Origin of the sequence: Micromonospora sp. NPDC050695, from assembly GCF_040654415.1 — a bacterium.
Classification (GTDB): Bacteria; Actinomycetota; Actinomycetes; order Mycobacteriales; family Micromonosporaceae; genus Micromonospora.
In genome coordinates this window covers 1-23593 of sequence record NZ_JBFAHZ010000013.1, presented here as the reverse complement: position 1 = coordinate 23593, position 23593 = coordinate 1, and the positions used below count along the sequence as shown (strand labels likewise).

The following is a 23593-nucleotide window of genomic DNA, read 5'->3' as shown; positions in this document are numbered from 1 at the left end:
GTCACCGGGGCCACCGGCCCGAGGAGGCGACCACGCGCGCGCCGGCGAAGTCGACCATCGCCACGTCGACGGTGACCGTCGGCCCGGCGAACCGTCGCAGCACGTCGCGGACCCGCTGACAGAGCAGGTCACCGGCCGGGCCGAGTAGCCCGGCGGCCTCCCACAGCTCGTACGCGTGCCGACCGGTGTTCGCCTCGGTCACGGCGGCGACCAGCGCCGGATCGCCACCGGCGTCGGCGGTCACCGCGCCGAGCAGCGAGAGGTCCACCGTGGAGCGGGTGTAGTGGGTCATCAGCACACCGGCGGCGAGTTTGGCCAGCTTGCCGGCCATGCCGACGAAGACCACCCCGGTCATCGCGTCACCCACGGCGGCGGTCACCGCGGCGCCGGTGAAGTCGCCGACCTCGACGAAGCAGACCTCGGGCAGGTCGGGCAGCAGCGCGCGGGCGGCCCGCTCGGTGCGCCCGCCGGTGCACAGCACCACGGTCCGTTCACCCTGGGCGGCCATCACGTGCACGGCCTGCACGACGCTGGCCCGCCAGGAGGCGGTGGAGAAGGGACGAACGACCCCGGTGGTGCCGAGGATCGAGATGCCACCGAGGATGCCGAGCCGCCGGTTGGTGGTCTTGCGGGCCATGATCTCGCCCCGGGGCACGCTGATCACCACGTGGACGCCGACCTCGCCGAGGTCGACCACCTCGGCCACCGCCTCGCCGATCATCCGGCGGGGCGTGTCGTTGATCGCCGGGCCGCCGACCGCGAGCCCGAGGCCGGGCTTCGTGACCGTGCCCACGCCCGGCCCACCGGCCAACCGCAGACCGGGAACGTCGGCCCAGTGCACGGTCGCGGTCAACTCGGCGCCGTGGGTGACGTCCGGGTCGTCGCCGGCGTCCTTGACCACCACCGCCTCGGCGCGGGTCGGAGGGGTGCCGGTCACCTCGCACCGGGCCACCGGAAAGCGCACCCGCCGGCCGGCGGGTAGACCGATCTCCACCTCCGGCTGGGGCACACCGGTGACCAGCGCGGTGACCGCGGCCTTCGCCGCCGCCGTCGCGCAGGCGCCGGTGGTCCAGCCGGTGCGCAGCGCGGTGGGCCGGACCTTCGCGGTACGCGGCAGGTCCGGCTCGCGCAGCGGCGGCTCGGCGTACGTCACGGTGTGCCTGCCTCCCCGGCGCGGGCGCGGCTCTGGCGGCGCAGCTCGGCGCGGGCGGCCGGCTCGGCCCGGCGGAAGGTGTGGAAGTGCCCGGGGTGGTAGAGGTGCGAACGGGTGCCCTCGGCGGCGAGCGCCGGCCCGACCAGGAACAGGGTGTGCTTCCACAGCTTGTGCTGCTTGACCGTCGCCTCCAGGGTGCCGACGGTGCAGCGCACCACCAGCTCGTCGGGCCAGGTCGCCTGGTACGCCACGACGGCCGGGGTGTCCGCCGGGTAGCCGCCGGCCAGCAGCTCGGCCTGCACCTGCCCGGAGCGGGCGGCGGAGAGGAACAGCGCCATGGTGGTGCCGTGCCGGGCGAAGTCGCGGACCCGTTCGCCGGGCGGCATCGGGGTCTTGCCACCTTCGAGGCGGGTGAGGATCACCGACTGGGCGACCTCGGGCACGGTCAGCTCCCGCCCGACGATCGCCGCGACGGCGGTGAACGAGGACACCCCGGGCACGATCTCGACGGCCAGGCCGAGCGCCCGGCACAGGTCGAGCTGCTCCTGCACGGCACCCCAGAGCGCCGGGTCGCCGGAGTGGATGCGGGCCACCCTCAGCCCCTGCTCGGCCGCCCGCTGGTAGAGCGGCAGCACCCCCTCGATGGGCAGCTGCGACGAGTCGACGATCTCCGCGTCGGGGCGGGCGTGGTCGAGGACGTCGGCGTGCACGAGGCTGGCCGCCCAGATCACGACGTCCGCCTCGGCGATCACCCGGGCGGCCCGCAGGGTCAGCAGGTCCGCCGCGCCCGGGCCGGCCCCGACGAACCACACCTTGCCGTCGCTGGTCACAGCTTTCCTCCTCGATGGTGGCGGCGGGCGGGGACCAGCAGCGTCGACAGGTACGGCAGGTCGTGCTCGGTGTCGTCGACTCCGCCGACGTGTTCGCCGGGCAGGCCGAGACTGCGGCCGAGAACGGCGTCGTCGAGCCGGCCCTGTCGGCGCAGCTCGGCGAGCAGTTCCGGATGCCGCCGCCAGCCCTTGTAGGCGACCACGGTGCCCGGCCCGGCGAGGGCGTCGGCGAACAGCGCCAGCCCGGCGGTGGCCGGCAGCAGGGTCAGCGGTTCGCGTCCCTCGCAGAGCGGGATGCCGCTGCGCGCGGCCAGCTCCTGCATGGCGGTGACGCCGGGCACGGTCGCCACCCGCACCGCCGGTCGCAGCGCCCGCACGCTCTGCGCCAGGTAGCCGAAGGTGGAGTAGACGTTCGGGTCACCGATGGTGGCGAACGCCAGCGACCGTCCGCCCGCGTCGACCGCCTCGGCCACCACCCGCGCGGCGGCGTCCCAGGCCGCCGCCCGTCGGGCGGTCACCCCACCCCGGTCGTCCAGGGCGAACGGCAGCCGCCGCACCCGGTCCGGGTCGACGTAGGACCGCACGGTCGCCTCCGCGCGCCCGGCGTCCGCGCCCGCCGTGGACCCGGTCGCCACGCCCGCGCCCGGCGGGGGCGGACCCGCGGTCGCGGTCGGCCCGAATCGATCCGCCATGACGGGTACGAAGACAACGTCGGCCTCACGCAGGACCCGCACGGCCTTGACGGTGAGCAGTTCCGGGTCGCCGGGTCCGACGCCGACCCCGGTCAGCGTGGCGTCGGTCGACCCGGCGGCTCGACGGGTGCCCGCGCTCATCGGCACGCCTCGACGAGGCGGCGGGCGGCGTCCGGGTGGCCGGCCCAGTGGGTGTGCAGGTAGGACGCGTGCACACGGCCGGCGACGAAGCCGTGCGCGGTGTCGTTCCAGCGCCACGCCGGCACGTCGCCGTGCTGCGGGTCGGTGGTGGTGCGGTGGAACTCGTGGCCGCGTACCGGCTCGCCCGCGGAGGCCACCGGGGAGTCGGTGACGGCCAGCGCCTGCCGGTAGCCGAGGGTGAGCCGGCCGGTCATCCGGGCGGTCAGGTCCAGCCGGCCGCACATCGGCACACCGTCCAGGGACCGTCCCAGGTAGAGCAGCCCCGCGCACTCGGCCACGATCGGCCCGTCGAAGTCGGCCAGGTCGGCGCGCAGCGTGGCGTTGGCGGCCAGCGCCTGGGCGTACGCCTCGGGGAAGCCGCCGCCGATCACCACCGCGCGGGTGCCGGTGGGCAGTGCCGGGTCACGCAGCGGGTCGACGGTGACCACGTCCGCGCCGGCGGCGGTGAGCAGTTCGGCGGTCTCCGCGTACGAGAAGGTGAAGGCCGGACCACCGGCGAGCGCGACCAGCGGTCGCTCGGTGTCGGCCGGCCCGCCGACGGCGGCGACCGGATCCCAGGCCGGGGCGGTCAGTGGCCCGGCGGTGCGGGCCAGGGCGAGCACCGCGTCCAGGTCCACGGTGGCCTCGACCAGTTCGGCGAGCGCGGTGACGATCGCGAGAGACTCGGGTGCCCGCTCGGCCACCGGCACCAGCCCGAGGTGTCGGGCCGGCGCGGCCACCTCGGCGGCGCGGGTGACCGCCCCGAGCACCGGTACGTCCACCTCGGCGAGGGCGTCGCGCAGCAGCGTCTCGTGTCGGGGTGAGCCGACCCGGTTGAGGATCACGCCGCCGATCCGCACCGAGGGGTCGAAGCCGGCCATGCCCAGTGTCAGCGCGGCGGCCGAGCGGCCCTGCGCGGTGGTGTCGAGCACCAGCAGCACGGGCGCGTCGATGAGCCGGGCGACGTGCGCGGTGGAGGCGAAGTCGCGGCGGCCGACCGCGCCGTCGTGCAGGCCCATCACGCCCTCCACCACGGCGATGTCGGCGGGTGTGGGGAGGCTCGCGCCGTGGCGCAGCAGCGGCGCGATGCGCTCGGCGCCGACCAGGAACGGGTCGAGGTTGCGCCCGGGGCGTCCGGCGGCGAGCGCGTGGTAGCCGGGGTCGATGTAGTCCGGGCCGACCTTGTGTGGGCTGACCGTCAGGCCACGGCGGCGCAGCGCGGCGAGCAGCCCGGTGGCGACGGTGGTCTTGCCGTGGCCGCTGGCCGGCGCGGCGATCACCACCCGGGGCAGCGCCCAGTGCGTGCTCACCACTCGATGCCCTTCTGGCCCTTCTGGCCGGCGTCCATCGGGTGCTTGACCTTGGTCAGCTCGGCCACCAGGTCGGCGGCGGCGACCAGACGCGGGTCGGCGTCCCGGCCGGTGATCACCACATGTTGGAAGCCGGGCCGGTCGGCCAGGGTGGCGACGACCTCGTCGACGTCCACCCAGCCCCACGTCATCGGGTAGGTGAACTCGTCCAGCACGTACAGCCCGTAACGCTCGGCGGCCAGGTCGCGCTGGATCTGCCGCCAGCCCTCCAGGGCGTCGGCGGCGTGGTCGGCGTCGCCGCCGCGCTGGATCCAGGACCAGCCCTCGCCCATCTTGTGCCAGGCCACCGGCGCGCCCTGGCCGGTACGCTCGTGCACCTCGCCGAGCGCCCGGAAGGCGGTCTCCTCACCCACCCGCCACTTGGCGCTCTTGACGAACTGGAACACCCCGACCGGCATGCCGGCGGTCCACGCCCGCAACGCCAACCCGAAGGCCGCCGTCGACTTTCCCTTCATCTGTCCGGTGTGGACCATCAGCAGTGGCCGGTGTCGTCGCTGCCGGGTCGTCAACCCGTCAGCAGGCACGTGACTCGGCTGTCCCTGCGGCATCAGCATCTCCCCATCCCGCGGACGTTCCCGCGATCTTGCAGCTTCTGTTGGTCATATGCGCGCTTCGCCCCGTTATGCCGCGACAGAAAGTGCACGATCGCGGGGGTGAGGGTGGGGGTGGGTCAGAGCTTCCAGGGGGGTTCTGGGGGCGTTCAGCTGGGTGGCCAGGCGGGTGGCCAGATGCAGGCGGACCGGGCCGGCCTCGCAGTCGACGACCACGCAGGGAGCACCCGTCGCCGCCAGCGCCTTCGCCGCTGCTGCCGCGCGGTCCAGCGGGCGGGTGCCGGCGGTGGCTCTGCCGTCGGTGACGACGAGGACCATCGGGCGGCGCTTCGGGTCGCGCAGGCGTTCCACGCGCAGCAGGTCGGCCGCGGCGAGCAGACCCTCGGCCAGCGGCGTACGCCCACCCGTCGGCAACTCGGCCAGCCTGGTCGAGGCGGCCAGCACCGACGAGGTGGCCGGCAACAGCGTCTGCGCGCCGGCACCCCGGAAGGCGATCACGGCGACCTTGTCCCGCCGCTGGTACGCGTCGGTGAGCAGGGCCAGCACCGCGTCCTTCACGGCGGTCATCCGCTGCCGGGCACCCATCGAACCGCTCGCGTCCACCACGAACAGCACCAGGTTTCCCTCCCGGCCCTCCCGCACCGCCTCACGCACGTCGTCGCCACGCAACCGCAGCGGCCCGGTCAGCCGCCCCCGGGCGGCCTGATACGGCGCGGCGGCACGGACCGTCGCCGCCAGGTGCAGCGCGCTGGCCCGTCCGGCCGGCACCCGCGCGCCGGTGGTGCGCCCCCGCCCGGTGCGGGCCCGCGACCGCCGGCCGGGCACCCCGTCACCCACTCCGGGCGCGGTGAGCAGCCGGGCCGTCAACCCACCCCGGGGTACGGCCACCGGCTGGGACTCCCCGCCCCGGGTCGGGTCGTCGTCACCGACCGCCGGTTTCCGGCCACGGGCGTGCCGCCCGGCGCCATGCCGGTCGTCCGCCGTGCCCTGCGGCCAACCGTCGTCGCCGACCCTGTCGCCCGTCGGGCGCTGCGGCCAACCGTCGGTGCCGTCCGGGCTGTCGGCGCGCCCGTCCGGGCCGGTGCCGGGGCGGTCCGCCGAGTGCCCGCCCGACTCGGGCTCACCCTGGTCGCCGCCGCCGCTACCGTCCTGGGGTCCGCCGCCAGCCGGGCCGCCGCCATTCCGGCCATCGGCACCGGCCGGGCTGCCGCCAGCCGGGCCACCACCATCGGGGCCGCCGCCAGCCGGGCCACCACCATCGGGGCCACCACCGCCGGGGCCGCCGTCGTCGTCCGGGTCGTCGGGGTGGGCGTCCTGGGCCCGCTGCAACGCCTCGTCGAGGCGCTTCTCATCCAGCCCCGGCGTGTCGAACGGATCGCGGCGGCGGCGATGCGGCAGGGCCAGCCGGGCGGCGACCCGGACGTCGTCGATGGTGACCCGGTCCCGGCCGAGCCAGGCGGCGTGGGCCAGGGCGGCACGGGCCGTGACGATGTCGGCGCGCATCCCGTCCACGTCGAACGCCGCGCACACCTCGGCGATCTGGCGCAGCGCCGCGTCGGGCAGGCGTACCCCGGGGAGCCGGCGCCGGGCGGCGGCCACCTGACGGGCGATGTCGGCGTCGGCGTCGGCCCACCGGGCGGCGAAACCGGGCGGGTCGGCGTCGGCGGCGAGTCGCCGGCGGACCACCTCGACCCGGACCGCCGGGTCACGGCTCGCGGCGACCTCGACGGTGAGCCCGAACCGGTCGAGCAGTTGCGGGCGCAGCTCCCCCTCCTCCGGGTTCATGGTGCCGACCAGCAAGAACCGGGCGGCGTGGCTGACCGAGACGCCTTCGCGCTCGACGTGGCTGCGGCCCATCGCCGCCGCGTCCAGCAGCAGGTCGACGAGGTGGTCGTGCAGCAGGTTGACCTCGTCGACGTAGAGCACGCCCCGGTGGGCGGCGGCGAGCAGGCCCGGTTCGAAGGCGCGTACCCCCTCGCCGATGGCCCGCTCCAGATCCAGTGATCCGACCACCCGGTCCTCGGCGGCGCCCACCGGCAGCTCGACGAGGCGGGCCGGGCGGGTCTCGGCGGCGACGTCGGCCGGGTGGGGGCCGTCCGGGCAGGCCGGGTCGGGCTCCGCCGGGTCACAGCCGAAACGGCAGCCCGCCACCCGGCGCACCGGCGGCAGCAGAGCGGCGAGGGCCCGTACGGCGGTCGACTTCGCGGTGCCCTTCTCGCCCCGGACCAGCACCCCGCCGATCGCCGGGGAGACGGCGTTGAGCAGCAGCGCCAGGCGCATGTCGTCCATGCCGAGCACGGCACTGAACGGGTAGGTCACGGTCACTGGGCCTTCTTTCGTTCGCGACTGCGGGGCTCGCACAACCGGCTCACTCCTCGCGCTCACACCCGGTCCTCCAGGTCACCCTCGCTGGCCAGGTACGTGTCGCGGAGCCGGTCGAGGGTGACCGGCTCGGGTTTGGCCCACAGCCCCCGGTCGGCGGCCTCCAGCAGCCGTTCGGTGATGCCGCGCAGCGCCCACGGGTTGGAGCGCTCCAGGAATTCGCGGGTGGTGTCGTCGAAGAGGTACGCGGCGGCCAGGTTCTCGTACATCCAGTCGTCGACGACGCCGGCGGTGGCGTCGTAGCCGAACAGGTAGTCCACGGTGGCGGCCAGCTCGAACGCGCCCTTGTAGCCGTGCCGGCGCATCGCGGCGATCCACTTCGGGTTGACGACCCGGGCCCGGAACACCCGCCGGGTCTCCTCGCCCAGCGTGCGGGTCCGCACGTCGTGCGGCATCGCCGAGTCACCCACGTACGCCTGCGGGGCGCTGCCGGTGAGGTGACGGACCATCGCCACCATCCCGCCGTGGTACTGGAAGTAGTCATCGGAGTCGACGATGTCGTGCTCGCGGGTGTCCTGGTTCTTCACGGCCACCGCGATCCGGGCGAACGAGCGTTCCATGTCGGCGCGCGCCTCCCGCCCGTCCAGGCCCCGGCCGTACGCGTAGCCACCCCACACGGCGTACACCTCGGCAAGGTCGGCGTCGTCGCGCCAGGTGCGGGCGTCGATCAGCGGCAACAACCCGGCGCCGTACGCCCCGGGTTTGGAGCCGAAGATCCGCGCGGTGGCCCGCCGCTCGTCGCCGTGCTCGGCGAGGTCGGCGGTGACGTGGGCGCGCAGGTAGTTGTCCGCGTCCGGCTCGTCGAGGGCGGCGACCCGCCGGACGGCGTCGTCGAGCAGGGTCACGACGTGCGGGAACGCGTCGCGGAAGAACCCGGAGATGCGGACGGTGACGTCGACGCGGGGCCGGCCCAGCTCGGCGGTCGGCACCACCTCGATGCCGGTGACCCGCCGCGACCGGTCGTCCCAGACGGGCCGGCAGCCCAGCAGCGCGAGCACCTCGGCGATGTCGTCGCCCTGCGTCCGCATGGCGCTGGTGCCCCACACGGTCAACCCCACCGAGCGGGGGTACGCGCCGGTGTCGGCGAGGTGCCGGGCCAGCAGCGAGTCCGCGAGGGCCACCCCGACGTCCCAGGCGTTGCGGCTGGGGATGGCCTTCGGGTCGACGGAGTAGAAGTTGCGGCCGGTGGGCAGCACGTTGACCAGGCCCCGGGTGGGCGAGCCGGACGGGCCGGGCGGCACGAACCGGCCGTCGAGCGCGCCGAGGGTGTTGGTCAGCTCGTCGGTGGTGCGCTCCAGCCGGGGCACCAGCTCGGTGGCGGCGAAGCGCAGCACCGCGGCGGCGTCCGGGATCGGCTGGCCGGTCACCTCCGCGACGACCGCGTCGGCCGCGTCCACGGCCCAGCTTAGGGTTTCCATGCCGACGACCAGTCGCCGCGCGAGAGCCTCGATCAGGTCGATGGCGTCGGCGGCGGTGCCGGCCGGGCCGTCCACCGCGTCGGTCAGCGCCGCGGGCAGGGCGATCCGCTGCCCGGGCGTCGCGAGCAGCTCCTGCTCGTCGAGGCCGTACGCGGCGGCGAGGGCCTGCCGCAGGCCGGGCAGGGCGCGGGCGCCTCCCCAGATCTGCGGCGCCCGCAGCACGGCGAGGACGAGGTTGACGCGGGGTTCACCGGTCGGCGCGGCGGCGAGGATGTGCAGCCCGTCGCGGATCTGCACGTCCTTGACCTCGCAGAGGTACCCGTCGAGGTGCAGCACGAAGTCGTCGAAGTCGTCGGCGTCGGGCATCGCCTCGGCGTGCAGGTCGTGGTGCAGTTCGGCGGCGCGGACGAGGTCCCAGATCTGCGCCCGCACGGTGGGCAGCTTGGCCGGGTCGAGGGCCTGCACGGTGGCGTACTCGTCGAGCAGTTGTTCCAGTTTGGCCAGCTCGCCGTAGGTCTCGGCACGGGCCATCGGCGGCACCAGGTGGTCGATGACCACGGCGTGCGCGCGCCGCTTGGCCTGGGTGCCCTCGCCGGGGTCGTTGACGATGAACGGGTAGACCAGCGGCAGGTCACCGAGGACCGCGTCGGGCGCGCAGCCGGCGGCCAGGCCGAGGCCCTTGCCGGGCAGCCACTCCAGGGTGCCGTGCTTGCCGAGGTGCACCACGGCGTCCGCGCCGAAGCCGCCGTCGGCGACCGGCGCGGCCAGCCAGTGGTACGCGGCCAGGTAGTGGTGACTCGGCGGCAGGTCCGGGTCGTGGTAGATGGCGATCGGGTTCTCCCCGAAGCCGCGGGGCGGCTGGATGAGCAGCACCACGTTGCCGAAGCGCAGCCCGGCGAGCACGATGTCGTCGCCGTCGGTGTACAGCTCGCCGGGCGGCTCACCCCAGTGTTCCCGCATCCGTTCGCGCAGCTCGGCGGGGACCTGGTCGAACCACCGCCGGTACGTCCGCCCCGGTATCCGGGCCTCGGCGGCGGCCAACTGCTCCGGGGTGAGCCATTCCACGTCGTGCCCCCCGGCGGCGATCAGCGCGTGGATCAGCGCGTCACCGTCGTCGGGTACCGGGGCGTCGCCCAGGTGGTAGCCGGCGTCGGCCAGCGCGGCGAGCAACCGGACCGCCGAGACGGGGGTGTCCAGCCCGACGGCGTTGCCGACCCGGGAGTGCTTGGTGGGGTACGAGCTGAGCACGACGGCGATCCGCTTGTCGGCGTTGGGCACGTAGCGCAGCCGGGCGTGGCGCACCGCGATGCCGGCGACCCGCGCGGCCCGCTCGGGGTCGGCGGCGTAGACCGAGAGCCCGTCGGCGTCGATCCGCTTGAACGAGAACGGCACGGTGACGATCCGGCCGTCGAACTCGGGGATGGCCACCTGCATCGCGGCGTCCAACGGGGACAGTCCGGCGTCGCTGCCGGCCCATTGTTCGCGGGTGCTGGTGAGACAGAGCGCCTGGATGACCGGCACGTCCAGGGCGGCGAGGGCGCCGACGTCCCAGGCGTCCTCGGCACCGCCGCCGGAGGCGTCCGCGGCGACCGCGCCCCCGGCGGCGAGGACGGTGACCAGCAGCGCGTCGCAGCGGGCGAACAGTCCGAGCGGTCCGGCGCCGGCGGTCAGCCCGCGCAGCGAGCCGCAGAAGATGGGCAGCGGACTGCCACCGGCGTCGCGTACCGCGTCGGCGAGCACGTCGACGAATCCGGTGTTGCCGGCGAGCGCGTGCGCCCGGTAGAAGACGATCCCCACGGTGGGCCGGTCCGGGTCGGCGCGATGATCGCCGTGCACCCCGTACGCCGGTGTGGGCGCGGGTGGGGCGAAACCCTCGCCGGTGAGCAGCACGGTGTCGGAGAGGAACCGGGCCAGCTGGGCGAGGTTGTCCGGCCCGCCCTCGACGAGGTACGCGAGCGCCTGGGTGGCGACCCCGGACGGCACGGTGGAGAGGGCCGTCAGCTCCGCGTCGGGCACCGACTCACCGCCGAGCACGACCGTGGGGCGTCCGCCGGCGAGCACCGCGGCGAGGCCGTCGGGCCACGCCTGCCGGCCTCCGAGCAGGCGTACGACGGCGAGGTCGACCCCGTCGAGCAGGACGGGCACCTCGTCGGCGGCGACCCGGGCCGGGTTGGCCAGGCGGTAGTCGACGCCGCTGGCGCGGGCGGCCAGCAGGTCGGTGTCGGCGGTGGAGAGCAGCAGGATGCGCACGGCAGGCTCCGGACAGTAACGTCGGCACGCTCGCGGGGAAGCGCCTGGCGACGTGGGATGGGCGCGGGGTTCAGCGGGTACCGCGATCCGGCCGGCTCACCGGCGTGCGGCCGGCGGCGACGGGTGGCGCGGCGCGGAACTCAGCGGTGAACGGCGGGAGAGCGCCCGGGTATGGGTGCGGCAGAGCGGCCGTCGCTCAGGTCACGACGATGGTCGTCGGTGACGGAGACGCCGTGCGTCATCGGGTCCTCCTCGGGTGTCCACGCCCTGGGGTACATCCGACGGCCGAAGTATCCTGGCTTCCGGATCGACGCTCTCCCCCGGCCTTCCAACCGCAGACACACGGCCGTGACTCACGAGGGGGGATCACTCCCCGGTGACAGTGGCGGGACCGCGTCGGATTCGCACCGACTTCCTTCACTGCCGTCAGGCCGCGAATGCTGCCACACCGCCGCGCCGCCGGTCAACGCGCACGCCTGCATCGGACGGCGGCGCTCGCCACAGTGAACTGCGAAGATGCCGGCGGGGGGCCTCTCGTCGCAGTCGCGGGCTGCCGAGCCGGTTCGTCGACGGCGGAGGGATCCCACGGCTGGGCAGTGTGTGCGCGGCCCCCTTTGGAGCTGATGTCGTAGACGATTCAGCTCCAAAGGGGGCCATGGACGCCCCATCACCGGGTGTGGCCTTCCGGTTCGGCCCGGCTCCCGGTCCGCATTCGTTGCGGGCGGGCCGGCGGGCGCCAAAGAACGAACACATGATCAGCCCGGGGTCACTCACGCTGAGAGCGACGCGGCCGGCGAGTCAACGACAGCCAGCCAAGGAAGCGCGCGTGCATCACGGCAAGGTCGGGGCGACCGCCGAGACCGTACAAGTCGTGGATGGCCTCGTTCATGCAGGACGTCAGGTAAAGGGCCAGCGCCAGCGAGTGGCCGTAGAACTCGGCGACGAGATCGAGTTGCGCGCGGGAACATGGCCACGCGGCGGCACAGTTGCGGCACAACCAGGCGGGGCGCATGGGCAGGTGGGGGCGGGACCGCAGGCTCACACCACGACCCTGCTCACCGCAACCCCAGCGATCCATCACAGAGGGTGATTACTCAACGGATAACTCTCATCCGCCCTCCGGATGGCATCCCGGCATGCCATCTGACTACTGGATAAGCTGACCCTCGGCCCTTGAGCAGGAAGGGAGCCTGCCGTGAGCGTCCGCACAACTACCGCGCTTACCACTGACGACCTGCTGTGGGACACCACCGATATGCTCGATGCCTTGGCCGCTCGCGACCTCGCTCAGGTATTCCGCCTCGTCCAGCGAGCCACCCGCGCCAGCCAAACCACCCTCGGTGTCGCCACCGGCCTCAGCCAGGCTCAGGTCAGCGAGATCACCAGCGGTGCCCGCCGGGTCAGCAGCATCGATGTCCTCACCCGCATCTGCGCCGGCCTGTCCATGCCACGCCATGCACGCATGGCGCTCCTCCTAGGCGAACGCGAGCCGGCCCCGGACCTCGCCGGCCAGCAGGCCGGCAAGGCAATGCGGGACCGATGCGCTGATGTCACCGCCATCTATTCCAGCCGATCGGATTTCATGGCGGAGGCGCCTCCGCAAGCCCTCTTCGACCATGCGACGGACATCCGAGCGTCCGGCCTTTCACTCAACCTCATCTGTCAGCAGTACGCCGACAACCGCCTCCTGAAACTTCTCGCCGCGGGCACCCGCCTCCGATGCCTGTTCCTTGACCCGGCCGGCGAGGCGATCAGGCGGCAGGAGCGTGAGGACGACTATCCAGACGGACACCTCAGGGCGCTCACCGAACTCAACATCCAGAACCTGGCCCGCCGCATTCGCGACCGGCTCCCCGCGAATGCCCGAGACAACCTCGCCATCGGCGTCTACGACGAGTCCATTCGCGCCAACGTCCTTCTGATCGATGGTCGACTCTGCGTTGTCCAGCACTACCTACCGCAGATGCGAGGTGTCGACTGCCCGACCATGGTCATCGAGCGCAGCGCCGGCCCCTCCGGTCTTTACCCGATATTCGACGATATGTTCAGCTCGCTATGGGAGCGCAGCCGCCAGCTATGACCGACTACGCCCGCCTCCTCCCCCTCGCACAGGAGGCCGTTGACCTGGCACACGACCTGATGCGGACGCTTCAGCCCGGTGCGCTGACCTTCAAGGGTGACCGCGACATGGCCTCGGACGTGGATTACGCCATCGAGCGAGCGGTCCGCGAGCACCTGGCCGCCAAGGCGCCTGACATCGGATTCCTCGGCGAGGAGTACGGCACCAGCGGCGACACCAGCGCACTGACCTGGGCACTCGATCCGGTCGACGGCACCGTCAACTTCATCCACGGCTCGCCCCTGTGCGCGATCTCCCTCGGCCTCATCCACCGCACACGCGCCGTCCTTGGTGTCATCGACCTCCCGTTCCTCGGCACCCGCTACCACGCCGTCCAGGGGCACGGAGCCTATGCCGACAACCGACGCATCCGCGCCAGCCAGGTCACCGATCTCCGGGACGCCGTCGTCGCCATTGGCGACTATGCAGTCGGTGCCGAGGCCAGGCGGAAGAACACCGAGCGACTTGCCATCACCGAGCAGCTCGCCCGACACGTCCAACGGATACGCATGCACGGGTCAGCCGCGATCGACCTCGCCTGGTTGGCTCACGGCCGGATCGACGCGTTCGTCATGCTCAACAACAATCCCTGGGACACCATCGCGGGCGTCGTCATCGCCAAAGAGGCTGGCGCGCTGGTGGTCGACATCGACGGCACGCCCCACGACGTGAACGCTGCCGCCACAATCGGTGGCAGCGAGCTGATCCTTCCGCCCGTCCTCACGCTCATCCGGCGATCACTCACACAGGTGAACCCCGCTTGAGCCCACTCACGGCCTGACCGTCTCAGTGGGCACGGCGCTCCGGGTGTGCCCGGTTCCACACCCGCATCCGCTCCGGGTAGCCGGTGCGCGCCGCCTCGTACAGCGGCACCGCGTGCTTGCGGGCGATGGCGCCCGCCGCCCGTGGCGTGCCGGTGCGGCGGCGGATCCACTCACCGTCGTGGGCGATCGCCACCACGGTCGTGTCGGTGGCGGTGGTCTCCGGCTCCAGGTAGAACTCCACCCCGCGCCGGCTGGCGACGAACGCCTCCAGCGCCGCGAGGTCGTCGCGGGTCGCCTCCCGGTCCAGCTTGGTCGGGGTCGTCTCGGCACCCCGCGACCGCCGGTTGAACCAGCCCATGGCCCACCCCTCTCCTCGACGCTCCCACCAGTGCAGCACCGAATCCTGGTAATCCGCTGCATGCCGGATGGGAGCAACCTGATTCGCGTCGGGTGGAACCCGCGACGCCCGTGCGGTGTCATGAGGGTGATCGGAGCGGAGGTTTCCCTGGACGACCATGTGCTCGTCACCCGCGCTCGGGCAGGTGACCTGGAGGCGTACGACCGCCTGGTCGCCCGGCACACCGCGTCCGCGTACCGGACGGCGGTGCTGCTCGGCGCGGGCCCGGACTCCGAGGACGTCATCCAGGAGGCGTTCGTGAAGGCGTACCGCAAGCTCTCCCGCTATCGCGGTGAGTCGTCCTTCCGCTCCTGGCTGCTGGCGATCGTCGCCAACGAGACGCGCAACCTGCACCGCTCGCGCAGCCGGCGGGACGGGCTGGTGCTGCGGGCCGCGGCGGCCGGTCCAGCGTCGGAGGCCGCCGAGGACGGGGCGGTCGGCGCGGTTCTCGCCGGGGAGCGCCGCAGCGCGCTGGTACACGCGTTGCGCCAGTTGCCGGTACGCGACCGCGAGGTGATCGTCTGTCGGTTCTTCCTCGACCTCAGCGAGGAGGAGACCGCGGAGACGTTGGGTTGGCCCCGGGGCACGGTGAAGTCGCGGACGTCGCGGGCGTTGGCGAAGCTGCGCGGCCTGCTCGACCGCGAGGAGGTCCGGCATGGGTGACCTCGAGCGGGAACTGCGTGACCTCTCCACCTGGCTGGACACGCCCGCCGCGCCCGACGTGACCGTCCGCGTCCGCGCACGGCTCGCCGCACCGCGCCGACGCCGGTGGCGAATGTACGCGGCCGCGGCTCTCGCCGCCCTGCTGGTGGCGGCGCTGCCGCCGGCCCGGGCCGCCGTCGCCGACGCCGTCGGCGGGCTGCTGCGCTTCGCGGGTGTCAGCATCGCCCCGTCGTCGGGGCGGCCCGCCGGCACTCCGTCGCCGCTGCCGTCGCAGCGCACGGCCGCCATCGCCGAGGCGCAGCGGGGGGTGCGCTTTCCGATCCGCGTACCGGCACGGCTGGGGCCGCCCGAGCAGGTGCTCGTGGCGGACCCCGACCCCACGGGCGGCCACCGCGTGGCGACGCTGCTCTACCGCGGGGGCACGCTGCGCATCGACGCCTTCGACGGCCGCCTCAACCTGGCCTTCCACAAGGAGACCAGTCGACCCGACGCGGAGTGGGTCCAGGTCGACGGCGACTTCGCGGTCTGGGTCGGCAGCCCACACGTGCTGTCCTACGTGGACCGTTCCGGCCGCGTCCACCGGGAGACCGCCCGGCTGGCCGCCTCGACCCTGATCTGGCAGGACGGCGACGTGAGCTACCGGCTCGAGGGTGATCTCGGCAGGCTCGAGGCGATCGAGATCGCCGAGTCGATGACCTAGGAACCCGGCGGCTCCGAGCGGTGTCGTGATGATGCGACACACAACTCGCTTCATCGACGCATCGGAGGGTGACATGGGTGCCTGGGTCAGATTCACGCTGGGGTCGGTGCTCCTGCTGGCGGCCTGTACGACCAGCGACCGGCCGAGCACGGGAGCGGTGCCGACCACGCCAGCGGCGCCAGCCACGGGGAGCGCCGGCACGGCCCCGGTGGCCGCCGGCACGCCCTCGGTGGCCGCGGCGACCGGCTGCCGCTCGCGGGTCGAGACGGGCACGCTGCCCGACTGGGCGCAGACCGGCTTCCACGGGGACGCCCGGGCGCCGCACGTGCTCGGTGCGCAGGGCCACATCGTCGCGGTGCTGTTCGGAAACCCGCTGGCGCAGGTCAGGCGGGACGGATCGAACAACAAGATCCTCTGGGTGTCCCGGCCGGCCACGGCATCGGCCGACCCGACGTCGCCGGCCACCCTGGTGATCACCGCGACGCTGGACGGCACCGGCACCCGGGTGACCCGGGAGGTCGACGGCGGGCCGGGCCCGTCGATCATCGACATGCCGAGCGCCGGATGCTGGCACCTCGACCTGCGCTGGGGCGGGCGCAGCGACAGCATGGACCTGGTCTACGCCGAACGGAAGCCCTGACGATCGGTGCGGGGTGCGTCGCCGGCGAGTGGGTGATCAAGGGAGAGCGGATGACCTAGGGACAAGAAGCACTCAATCCCTGCCACTCTTAACATATACCGCACCGGGGGACTTGTGGCAAGACCCGGGTCGTACCGCAGAATTGCCGACCGGACCGCGTTTCCGCAGCTCGGAGACGCGCGCTGGCCCGCACCCAGATCGGAGCGACCCGACGTGGACCCGCTGATCCTCAGCGTCTTTGATCTCCCCGACCAACTTCGCGCCAAGGCAGACCCGGCGCTGATCGCCCGCGACGAGCAGCACTTCGCGACCATGGCGGCGAGCCTCGAGCAGACGTACACCGATCTGTCCGGCCGCCTCGACGCCGAACGCCGGGCGCCCGGCGGCGCCGGCCGGCAGGCGGTGGAACGTGACCGGGAGGTCCGCCGGCTGAGCGCCCACCTGCGCGCGCTGCGCCGCTACGGCCTGGACCTCTGCCTCGGTCGCATGGTCAGCGCGGACAGCCCGGAGCCCGTGTACATCGGACGGCGCGGCCTCACCGACGGCGCCGGACGCCGCCTGCTGCTCGACTGGCGCTCCCCCGCCGCCGAGCCGTTCTTCGGCGCCACCCACGCCAACCCGATGGGCCTGACGAGCCGCCGCCGGTACCGCTGGACCCTCGGCCGGATCACCGACTACTGGGACGAGGTGTTCACCGCCGACGGGTTCGCGGGGCACGCCGCGCTCGACGACCAGTCCGCCTTCATCGCCAGCCTGGGCGGCAGCCGGTCGAGCCGGATGCGCGACGTGCTCGGCACCATCCAGGCCGACCAGGACGCCATCATCCGGGCGGGCTCGCGCGGCGCGCTCGTCGTCGACGGCGGCCCCGGCACGGGCAAGACCGTCGTCGCCCTGCACCGCACCGCGTACCTGCTCTACTCCGACCCTCGGCTCGGCCAACGTCAGGGTGGTGTGCTGTTCGTCGGCCCGCACCAGCCCTACCTGGCGTACGTCGCCGACGTCCTGCCCAGCCTCGGCGAGGAGGAGGTGCAGATCTGCACACTGCGCGACCTCGTCGCCGAGGGCGCCACGGCGACGGTGGAGAGCGACCCGGACGTGGCCTGGCTGAAGTCGTCCGCGCGGATGGTGACGGCGATCGAGGCGGCCGTGCGGTTCTACGAGGAGCCACCCGGCACGGGGATGACGGTGGCGACCGACTGGGCCGAGATCCGGTTGAGCGCCGACGACTGGGTCGAGGCGTTCGCGGCGCCGGACCCGGGCACCCCGCACAACGAGGCACGCCACCAGGTCTGGGAGGAGTTGCTGACGATCCTGCTGGACAGGTACGACGGCGACGAACCAGAGCACGTGCTGCGCGCGGCGCTGCTGCGCAACGAGGACCTGCGGACGGCGTTCCACCGCGCCTGGCCGCTGCTCGAAGCGGCCGACCTGGTCGGTGACCTGTGGTCGGTCCCCGCCTACCTGCGCCGGTGCGCCCCCTGGCTCAGCCCCGACGAGGTCCGTACCCTCCAACGCGACGACGCGCAGGCCTGGACGGTGTCCGACCTGCCCCTGCTGGACGCGGCCCGGCAGCGTCTCGGCGACCCGGCGGACGCGGAACGCCGGCGTCGGCACGCGGCCTCCTTCGCCGCCGAACGCGCGCGGATGTCCACCGTCGTCGACGACCTGATCGAGGCCGACGTCTACGACGACGGTGAGGGTCTGCTGACGATGCTGCGCCACCAGGACCTGCGTGACGCCCTGGTCGACCAGAGCGCGATGCCCAGCGTCGACCCGGACCTGCTCGCCGGCCCGTTCGCGCACATCGTCGTGGACGAGGCGCAGGAGCTCACCGACGCCGAGTGGCAGATGGTGCTGCTGCGCTGCCCGTCACGGAGCCTCACCATCGTCGGGGATCGCGCCCAGGCCCGGCACGGGTTCACCGAGTCGTGGCAGGAACGGCTCCGGCGGATCGGGCTCGACCGGATCGACCTGGCCTCGCTGACCGTCAACTACCGGACGCCGAAGGAGGTCATGGCCGAGGCCGAGCCGGTCATCCGCACCGTGCTCCCGGACGCCAACGTGCCGAGGTCCATCCGCGACGGTGATCCCGTCGTCCACGGATCTGTCGCTGACCTGGGGTCCATCCTCGACACCTGGCTCGCCGCGCACGACGAGGGGATCGCGTGCGTGATCGGCGACGCCACGGTCCCGGCGACGCCCCGCGTCCGGTCGCTGGCCCCGGAGCTGTCCAAGGGCCTGGAGTTCGACCTGGTCGTCCTCGTCGAACCGGAGGCGTTCGGCGACGGCATCGAGGGGGCGGTGGACCGTTATGTCGCGATGACCCGGGCAACCCAGCAACTGGTCGTCCTCACCCGGTCCTGAGCGGCTCTAGGCTGATCGCGTGCCCCACGACGGGCGGGAGGCGGCGGCCCGCGACAACGCCGAGTGGTGCGCCGTGGTGTGCGCCAGCCACGGGTTGACCGGCCGGAGCGACGCTGACGCCTGGTCGGTCCCCCGCCGCTCGCCACCCTGGTACCCCGACGCGGTCACCCTGCGCCCCGGCGTCGACCCGGATGCCCTGCTGGCCCGGATCGAGAAAGGTCCCGGCGCGTCGGTGAAGGACAGCTTCGCCGACCTCGACCTGTCCGGCCACGGCTTCGTGGTGCTCTTCGACGCGCAGTGGATCCACCGCCCGCCGACGCACGGGCCGCCCGGCACGCCGCTGACCCGGGTCACCACTCCCGAGCGGCTGGCCGCCTGGGCGGGCGCGCACGGCGGCGGGGAGCTGTTCCGACCGGAACTGCTGACCAGCCCCGGGGTACGCATCCTGGCCCGCGAGGACGAGCGCGGGGGAATCGTCGGCGGCGCGGTGGTCAGCGGCGAGGGCGTGCACGGAGTCTCCAACGTGTTCACCCGCACCGCGGATCCCCTCGACGTGTGGCAGGGAGTGCTCGCCACCCTGCCCGGAGTCGCCCTGGTCGGCTACGAATCCGGCCCGGACCTCCCCGTCGCCCTCCAAGCCGGATTCACCCCCCAAGCCCCCTGAGAGTCTGGCACCACCCCACCCAAACCCCACCCAGCTCCCCCACCCCGTCGATCATGAGGTTGGCGGCGCGACACGCCGGCACCGGCGCCGCCAACCTCATGATCACCGGGGTGGGGTCAGGTGGGCCAGGTCTTCGGGGGTCAGGGTCAGCGCTGCTGCGGCTATGTTCTGCTCCAGGTGGGCGGTGTTTCCGGTGCCGGGGATGGCCAGCACGTGTCGGCCCTGGTGCAGGGTCCAGGCCAGGCGTACCTGATGGGGGGTGACGCCGTGGGCCCGCGCGACGGCCGTGACCGCCTCGCCCTGGTCGGCGCTCGCGCCCGCCTCGCGGCCGGTGCCGGCGAGGGCGAAGAACGGCACGTAGGCGATGCCCCGCTCGCCGCAGTCCCGGACGAACGCGTCCTGCTCCCGGTACGCGTCCACCCCGTAGTTGTTCTGCACGCAGACGACCGGCGCGATGCCCGCCACCTCGTCCAGGTGCTCGGGCCGCACGTTGGAGAGCCCGAGATGCCGGATCAGGCCGGCGGCTCGCAGCTCGGCCAGGGCGCCGAACCGGTCGGCCAGCGGCACCGTCGCGGGCCCCCGGCCGAGCCGCAGGTTCACCACGTCCACCTGGTCCAGGCCGAGCCGACGCAGGTTCTCCTCGACCTGGGCGCGCAGCTGCGCCGGGGTGCGCGCCTCGGTGAAGCCCGCCTCCGGGTCGTACCCGAAACCAACCTTGGTGACGATCACCAGATCCTCCGGGTACGGGGCGAGCGCCGCCCGGATCAACTCGGTGGCGTACCGGGCCGGCCCGGTGCCCACGCCCAGCGTTCCCCCCGGCGAGACGTAGAACGCGGCGGTGTCGATGTGGTTGACGCCCAGCTCCACGGCGCGGCGCAGCGCTGCGACGGCCCGTTCGCGGTCGGGGTTCGCCGTGATGCGCATCGAGCCGAAGCCCATCCGGTGCACGATGCGGTCGCCCAGGGTCCAGCTGCCCGCCGCGGCGGCGGTGATCTCGTCGATTGGCATCGGGCGACCGTAACGAGCCCGGGTGCGCGGCGCAGTCGGCCGCACACCCGATACCGCTGAGCTGCCGCCTGGGTTAGTTTTCTTGTGCTGGACGAGCCGGTTCGGCGGCGTGCGGCGGGCGCAGCACCGGCACCAGCAGCAGGGTCGGCAGCAGCAGCAGCGGCACCACGAGCAGCGCCCGCAGGGTGCCGACGTGGTCACCGAGCAGCCCCAGCAGCGGTGGCCCACCCAGGAACGCCGTGTAGCCGATCACCGCGACCACGCTGACCCGGACGGCCGCGTGCGCCTCCTCGTCGGCGGCGGCGCTCATCCCGACCGGGAAGCCCAGCGACGCGCCGAGGCCCCACAACGCGACGCCGACGATCGCCAGCGGCCCCGGGCCGGCCAGCACCGCCAGGCCCGCGCCGAGCACGGCGAGCCCGATGGTGCCGGTGAGCACCGGCACCCGGCCCCACCGGTCCAGCGCGACGGTCCCCGCGGTACGCCCGAGGGTCATGCCGACGACGAAGACGCCGAAGACCGTCGCGCCGGCCGCCTCGCTCAGGTCGCGGCCGTCCACGAACGCGACCGCCAGCCAGTCGTTCGCCGCACCCTCGGTGAACGCCGCCACCAGCACGAACAGCCCGATCAGCAGGGTGCGCGGCTCCCGCCAGGCGGCGAGCTGCGCACGGCGACGAGCAGCCGGGGTGGCGTCCGCCGGGTCGCCGGCCGGGTCGTGGGCGGAGGCCGGCAGGTACGTCCGCGCGGCGAGCGCGGTGCCGGTCAACACCACCACCGCCACCGCGGTCAGGTGCGCGCCGACGGCCACGTCCAGGCGGGCCGCCCCGGCACCGAGACCGGCACCGGCCACCGAACCGAGGCTCCACCCCGCGTGGAACCGGGGCATGATGGTCCGGCCGAGCCGCCGTTCCACGGCCGCGCCCTCGACGTTCATCGCCACGTCACAGGCCCCGGACCCGTAGCCCAGGGCGGCCAACCCGAGCGCGACCACGACGAACGACCCGGTCAGCGTGGCACCCACCCCCGCCACGGTCAGGCCGATCGCGACCAGCACGGTGGCCAGGGTCACGGTGCGGGCCGCACCGAGACGCTGGGCGAGCAGGCCGGACGTGGGCATCGCCAGCAGCGCCCCGATGCTCATCGCCAGCAGCAGCAGGCCGAGCCGGCCGGCGGACAGGTCCAACGCCTCGCGGACCGCCGGCACCCGGGAGAACCAGGTGCCGACCGCCAGTCCGTTGAGCGTGAAGGTGACGGCCACGCCGTTGCGGGCGACCAGCACGGCCCGCGACGGAGGAGGTGCGGCGTCCGGGGGTACGGATCGGGTGGTGGGGGCGCTCACGACGGCAGGTCCTCTTCCTCGACGGTGATCTCCTGGCACGATCGCACACCTGAGAGCGCTACCACCACAAGCCGGTGTCACCCCTTACCGACGTCAGACCGACCGGGCATGATGCGAACAGGCGTTCGTCCGACCGGGCGGATCGCCGCGGGAGGCGACGTATGACGACAGCGGCACACCGGCCGGCGACCCTGGAGGACGTCGCCCGGCTCGCCGGGGTGTCCCGGTCCACGGCGTCACGGGTCATCGCCGGCACCGGCTTCGCCTCGCCCTACGCCCGGGAACGAGTCACGACGGCCGTCGAGCGACTCGGCTACGTACCCAACCCGGCCGCCCGTGCGCTGGTGCGTGGCGTCGGCGTACGCCTCGTGGTGGCGGTCGCGGGGGCCAGCGCGGCGGTGCTCGACTGCCCGTACGTCCACCAGGTGGTCGGCTCGGCGGCGCGGGTCTGCACGCCCGCCGGCGTCGGGGTGGCGCTGCACTGGTTGCCGCTGGGCCAGCCGGGCGAGCTGGACCAGCTCGCCCGGGACCGCAGCGTGTGCGGCGTGGTGCTGGTCAACACCACCAACGAGCTGCTGGACGCCATACCCCGGTCGTTGCAGGGCCGGGTCGTGTCCATCGGCGTCGGATCGTCGGCCGTGCCGTCGTTCGACGTCGACAACGCCGCCGGCGCCGGCGAGGTGCTGCGTCACCTGTACGCCACCGGTCGCCGCCGGATCGCCATGGTGACCGGCCCGCAGTGGCTGCCCTGCTCGCGACGCCCCGTGGACGCGTACCGCGGGCTGATGCGCCAGGCGGGCCTGCCGGAGCGGATCCTGCCCGGCGACTTCTCCGCGGCGCGGGGCCGGAGCGCCGCCGGCGAGGCGCTGCGACGCTGGCCGGACGTCGACGCCATCTACGCGATCAGCGACGAGACCGCCTTCGGGGTGATCGCCGCGCTGCGCGACGAGGGCGTACGGGTGCCGGGCGACGTCGCGGTGGCCGGCTTCGACGACATCCCCCTCGCCGCGATGACCGCCCCGGCGCTGACCACCGCCAGCCACCCGGTGGGACGCATCGCGACCGCCGCGGCCATTGCCGTGCTGGACGGGCGTCCGGCCGCCCCGGTGACCCTCTTCCCGTCCGCCCTGGTCGCCCGCGCCAGCGCCTGAGCACCCCGCCGGTTAAGGCCGGGCGGGCCGGGTAACCGCGTCGCACGTGCCGCCGACCGTGGGGAGTGGTGATCCGTGTCCGACCCCGCGCCGCCACACCGGGAACCGGCGCAGGACCCTCGGCGAGGTCGGCTGACCACACGCCCCCATCCGCCGGTGGCGCCGGCACCCACCGGGCACCTGCCGCTGACCGACGCCGACGGCCGTCCGCTGGGCATGGCGTACGCCCCGCCGCGCACCGACGCGCCGTACCGGCTGGTGCTGCTCCTGCACGGGGCGGGCGGCTCGGCGCGCCACGCACTGGACCTGCTGCTGCCGGTCGCGGACGCGCACCACCTGCTGCTGATGGCCCCGCAGTCGTCGGCGGCGAGCTGGGACCTGATCGCCGGCGGCTTCGGCGTCGACGTCAGGCGCATCGACGGGCTGCTCGCGACCGCGTACGACGGCTACCCGGTGCGGGACGTGACGCTCGGCGGTTTCTCCGACGGCGCCTCGTACGCGTTGTCGCTGGGCCTGGCCAACGGCGACCTGATCGACGCGGTGCTGGCCTTCTCCCCCGGTTTCGCCGCGCCGCCGGCCACCCACGGCCGGCCACGGATCTTCGTCTCGCACGGGGTGGACGACCGCGTGCTGCCCATCGACGTGTGCAGCCGCCGGCTCGTCCCACGCCTGCACGAACGCGGCTACGCCGTCAGGTACGAGGAGTTCCCCGGCGGCCACGAGGTGCCATCCCCCGTCCGCGACGCCGCCACCACCTGGCTGACCACCCCACCCTAACCACGAACCCCACCCCTCCCCCGTCTCCCGCCTCTCCCGCGTCTCCCGCGTCTCCCGCGTCTCCCGCGTCTCCCCCGTCTCCCCGTCTCCCCGTCTCCCCGTCTCCCCGTCGATCATGGAGTTGTGGTGGGCGTTTTGCATCCATACACGGCTTACGAGAGGCACCACAACTCCATGATCG

20 protein-coding genes and 1 riboswitch are annotated in these 23593 nt (G+C 73.7%); of the genes, 9 read left to right on the top strand and 11 right to left on the bottom strand.

Translation table 11 applies throughout. The features are described from left to right. Position 1: 1 nt before the first annotated feature. From AB0H52_RS12655 to AB0H52_RS12620, 8 genes are all read right to left on the bottom strand, one after another. Positions 2 to 1153, bottom strand: coding sequence for a cobalt-precorrin-5B (C(1))-methyltransferase (locus tag AB0H52_RS12655; RefSeq protein WP_151489253.1), 1152 nt, complete (start codon positions 1151 to 1153; stop codon positions 2 to 4). Beyond that, positions 1150 to 1983 carry a precorrin-4 C(11)-methyltransferase gene (gene cobM, locus AB0H52_RS12650; RefSeq protein ID WP_357947019.1) on the bottom strand — a complete coding sequence of 278 codons (834 nt, stop codon included), beginning with the start codon at positions 1981 to 1983 and terminating at the stop codon, positions 1150 to 1152. The genes AB0H52_RS12655 and cobM overlap by 4 nt, the downstream gene beginning before the upstream one ends. Next, positions 1980 to 2816, bottom strand: a complete 837-nt coding sequence (locus tag AB0H52_RS12645; RefSeq protein ID WP_357947016.1) for a precorrin-2 C(20)-methyltransferase — start codon at positions 2814 to 2816, stop codon at positions 1980 to 1982. The genes cobM and AB0H52_RS12645 overlap by 4 nt, the downstream gene beginning before the upstream one ends. Then, entirely contained in the window at positions 2813 to 4168 is a 1356-nt protein-coding gene (locus AB0H52_RS12640) for a cobyrinate a,c-diamide synthase (protein ID WP_151489256.1), read from the bottom strand. Before AB0H52_RS12640 ends, AB0H52_RS12645 begins: the two co-directional genes overlap by 4 nt. Beyond that, positions 4162 to 4773: a cob(I)yrinic acid a,c-diamide adenosyltransferase gene (cobO, locus tag AB0H52_RS12635; protein WP_151489257.1), complete on the bottom strand. Its 612-nt coding sequence runs from the start codon at positions 4771 to 4773 to the stop codon at positions 4162 to 4164. Before cobO ends, AB0H52_RS12640 begins: the two co-directional genes overlap by 7 nt. Positions 4774 to 4845: 72 nt before the next feature. Beyond that, the gene (locus AB0H52_RS12630) at positions 4846 to 7161 is read right to left on the bottom strand and encodes a VWA domain-containing protein (RefSeq protein ID WP_357947012.1); all 2316 of its coding nucleotides are present in this window, start codon (positions 7159 to 7161) and stop codon (positions 4846 to 4848) included. Then, a complete protein-coding gene (cobN, locus tag AB0H52_RS12625; protein ID WP_151492226.1) occupies positions 7158 to 10826 on the bottom strand; it encodes a cobaltochelatase subunit CobN in 3669 nt (1222 codons plus the stop codon). Before cobN ends, AB0H52_RS12630 begins: the two co-directional genes overlap by 4 nt. Before the next feature lie 288 nt (positions 10827 to 11114). Continuing rightward, a riboswitch (cobalamin riboswitch) is annotated at positions 11115 to 11244 on the bottom strand. A 348-nt stretch (positions 11245 to 11592) separates the two neighbouring features. Continuing rightward, on the bottom strand, positions 11593 to 11868 hold the full coding sequence (locus AB0H52_RS12620) for a hypothetical protein (RefSeq protein WP_151492227.1): 276 nt from the start codon (positions 11866 to 11868) through the stop codon (positions 11593 to 11595). 153 nt (positions 11869 to 12021) lie between these two features. On the opposite strand from AB0H52_RS12620, the gene AB0H52_RS12615 reads away from it, so the two are divergent. Further along, entirely contained in the window at positions 12022 to 12906 is an 885-nt protein-coding gene (locus AB0H52_RS12615; protein ID WP_357947008.1) for a DUF5919 domain-containing protein, read from the top strand. Continuing rightward, entirely contained in the window at positions 12903 to 13709 is an 807-nt protein-coding gene (locus AB0H52_RS12610) for an inositol monophosphatase family protein (protein WP_357947005.1), read from the top strand. The genes AB0H52_RS12615 and AB0H52_RS12610 overlap by 4 nt, the downstream gene beginning before the upstream one ends. 22 nt (positions 13710 to 13731) lie before the next feature. Here AB0H52_RS12610 and AB0H52_RS12605 read toward each other — a convergent pair whose 3' ends face one another. Continuing rightward, entirely contained in the window at positions 13732 to 14067 is a 336-nt protein-coding gene (locus tag AB0H52_RS12605) for a hypothetical protein (RefSeq protein ID WP_278122498.1), read from the bottom strand. Positions 14068 to 14187: 120 nt separating this feature from the next. On the opposite strand from AB0H52_RS12605, the gene AB0H52_RS12600 reads away from it, so the two are divergent. The 5 genes from AB0H52_RS12600 to AB0H52_RS12580 all read left to right on the top strand — a co-directional run bounded on the left by AB0H52_RS12600 (position 14188) and on the right by AB0H52_RS12580 (position 19137). Continuing rightward, positions 14188 to 14769 (top strand): RNA polymerase sigma factor, encoded by a 582-nt coding sequence (locus AB0H52_RS12600; protein WP_151492229.1) that lies wholly within the window; start codon positions 14188 to 14190, stop codon positions 14767 to 14769. Continuing rightward, positions 14762 to 15469 carry a hypothetical protein gene (locus tag AB0H52_RS12595; RefSeq protein WP_151492230.1) on the top strand — a complete coding sequence of 236 codons (708 nt, stop codon included), beginning with the start codon at positions 14762 to 14764 and terminating at the stop codon, positions 15467 to 15469. Before AB0H52_RS12600 ends, AB0H52_RS12595 begins: the two co-directional genes overlap by 8 nt. A gap of 106 nt (positions 15470 to 15575) precedes the next feature. After that, a complete protein-coding gene (locus AB0H52_RS12590; protein WP_357947000.1) occupies positions 15576 to 16109 on the top strand; it encodes a hypothetical protein in 534 nt (177 codons plus the stop codon). A gap of 222 nt (positions 16110 to 16331) precedes the next feature. Beyond that, positions 16332 to 18473, top strand: a complete 2142-nt coding sequence (gene helR / locus AB0H52_RS12585) for an RNA polymerase recycling motor ATPase HelR (RefSeq protein ID WP_357947165.1) — start codon at positions 16332 to 16334, stop codon at positions 18471 to 18473. A gap of 19 nt (positions 18474 to 18492) precedes the next feature. Next, positions 18493 to 19137 (top strand): hypothetical protein, encoded by a 645-nt coding sequence (locus AB0H52_RS12580; protein WP_357946997.1) that lies wholly within the window; start codon positions 18493 to 18495, stop codon positions 19135 to 19137. A gap of 102 nt (positions 19138 to 19239) precedes the next feature. On the opposite strand, the gene AB0H52_RS12575 is transcribed toward AB0H52_RS12580, so the two are convergent. Together AB0H52_RS12575 and AB0H52_RS12570 are read right to left on the bottom strand one after the other, a co-directional pair. After that, a complete protein-coding gene (locus tag AB0H52_RS12575) occupies positions 19240 to 20145 on the bottom strand; it encodes an aldo/keto reductase (protein WP_151493185.1) in 906 nt (301 codons plus the stop codon). Between the two features lie 73 nt (positions 20146 to 20218). Continuing rightward, on the bottom strand, positions 20219 to 21484 hold the full coding sequence (locus tag AB0H52_RS12570; RefSeq protein ID WP_151493184.1) for an MFS transporter: 1266 nt from the start codon (positions 21482 to 21484) through the stop codon (positions 20219 to 20221). A 161-nt stretch (positions 21485 to 21645) separates the two neighbouring features. On the opposite strand from AB0H52_RS12570, the gene AB0H52_RS12565 reads away from it, so the two are divergent. Both AB0H52_RS12565 and AB0H52_RS12560 read left to right on the top strand, forming a co-directional pair. Further along, on the top strand, positions 21646 to 22635 hold the full coding sequence (locus AB0H52_RS12565; protein WP_151493183.1) for a LacI family DNA-binding transcriptional regulator: 990 nt from the start codon (positions 21646 to 21648) through the stop codon (positions 22633 to 22635). A gap of 156 nt (positions 22636 to 22791) precedes the next feature. Beyond that, a complete protein-coding gene (locus tag AB0H52_RS12560) occupies positions 22792 to 23412 on the top strand; it encodes a phospholipase (RefSeq protein WP_357946992.1) in 621 nt (206 codons plus the stop codon). The last annotated feature ends 181 nt before the right edge of the window (positions 23413 to 23593 follow it).

Bases quoted from the DNA above. Each gene is read 5' to 3' on its own strand.
- cobO (WP_151489257.1), bottom strand. From the start codon at position 4,773: ATGCCGCAGGGACAGCCGAGTCACGTGCCTGCTGACGGGTTGACGACC.
- AB0H52_RS12600 (WP_151492229.1), top strand. From the start codon at position 14,188: ATGAGGGTGATCGGAGCGGAGGTTTCCCTGGACGACCATGTGCTCGTC.
- AB0H52_RS12610 (WP_357947005.1), top strand. From the start codon at position 12,903: ATGACCGACTACGCCCGCCTCCTCCCCCTCGCACAGGAGGCCGTTGAC.
- AB0H52_RS12565 (WP_151493183.1), top strand. From the start codon at position 21,646: ATGACGACAGCGGCACACCGGCCGGCGACCCTGGAGGACGTCGCCCGG.
- AB0H52_RS12645 (WP_357947016.1), bottom strand. From the start codon at position 2,816: ATGAGCGCGGGCACCCGTCGAGCCGCCGGGTCGACCGACGCCACGCTG.
- AB0H52_RS12575 (WP_151493185.1), bottom strand. From the start codon at position 20,145: ATGCCAATCGACGAGATCACCGCCGCCGCGGCGGGCAGCTGGACCCTG.
- AB0H52_RS12595 (WP_151492230.1), top strand. From the start codon at position 14,762: ATGGGTGACCTCGAGCGGGAACTGCGTGACCTCTCCACCTGGCTGGAC.
- AB0H52_RS12605 (WP_278122498.1), bottom strand. From the start codon at position 14,067: ATGGGCTGGTTCAACCGGCGGTCGCGGGGTGCCGAGACGACCCCGACC.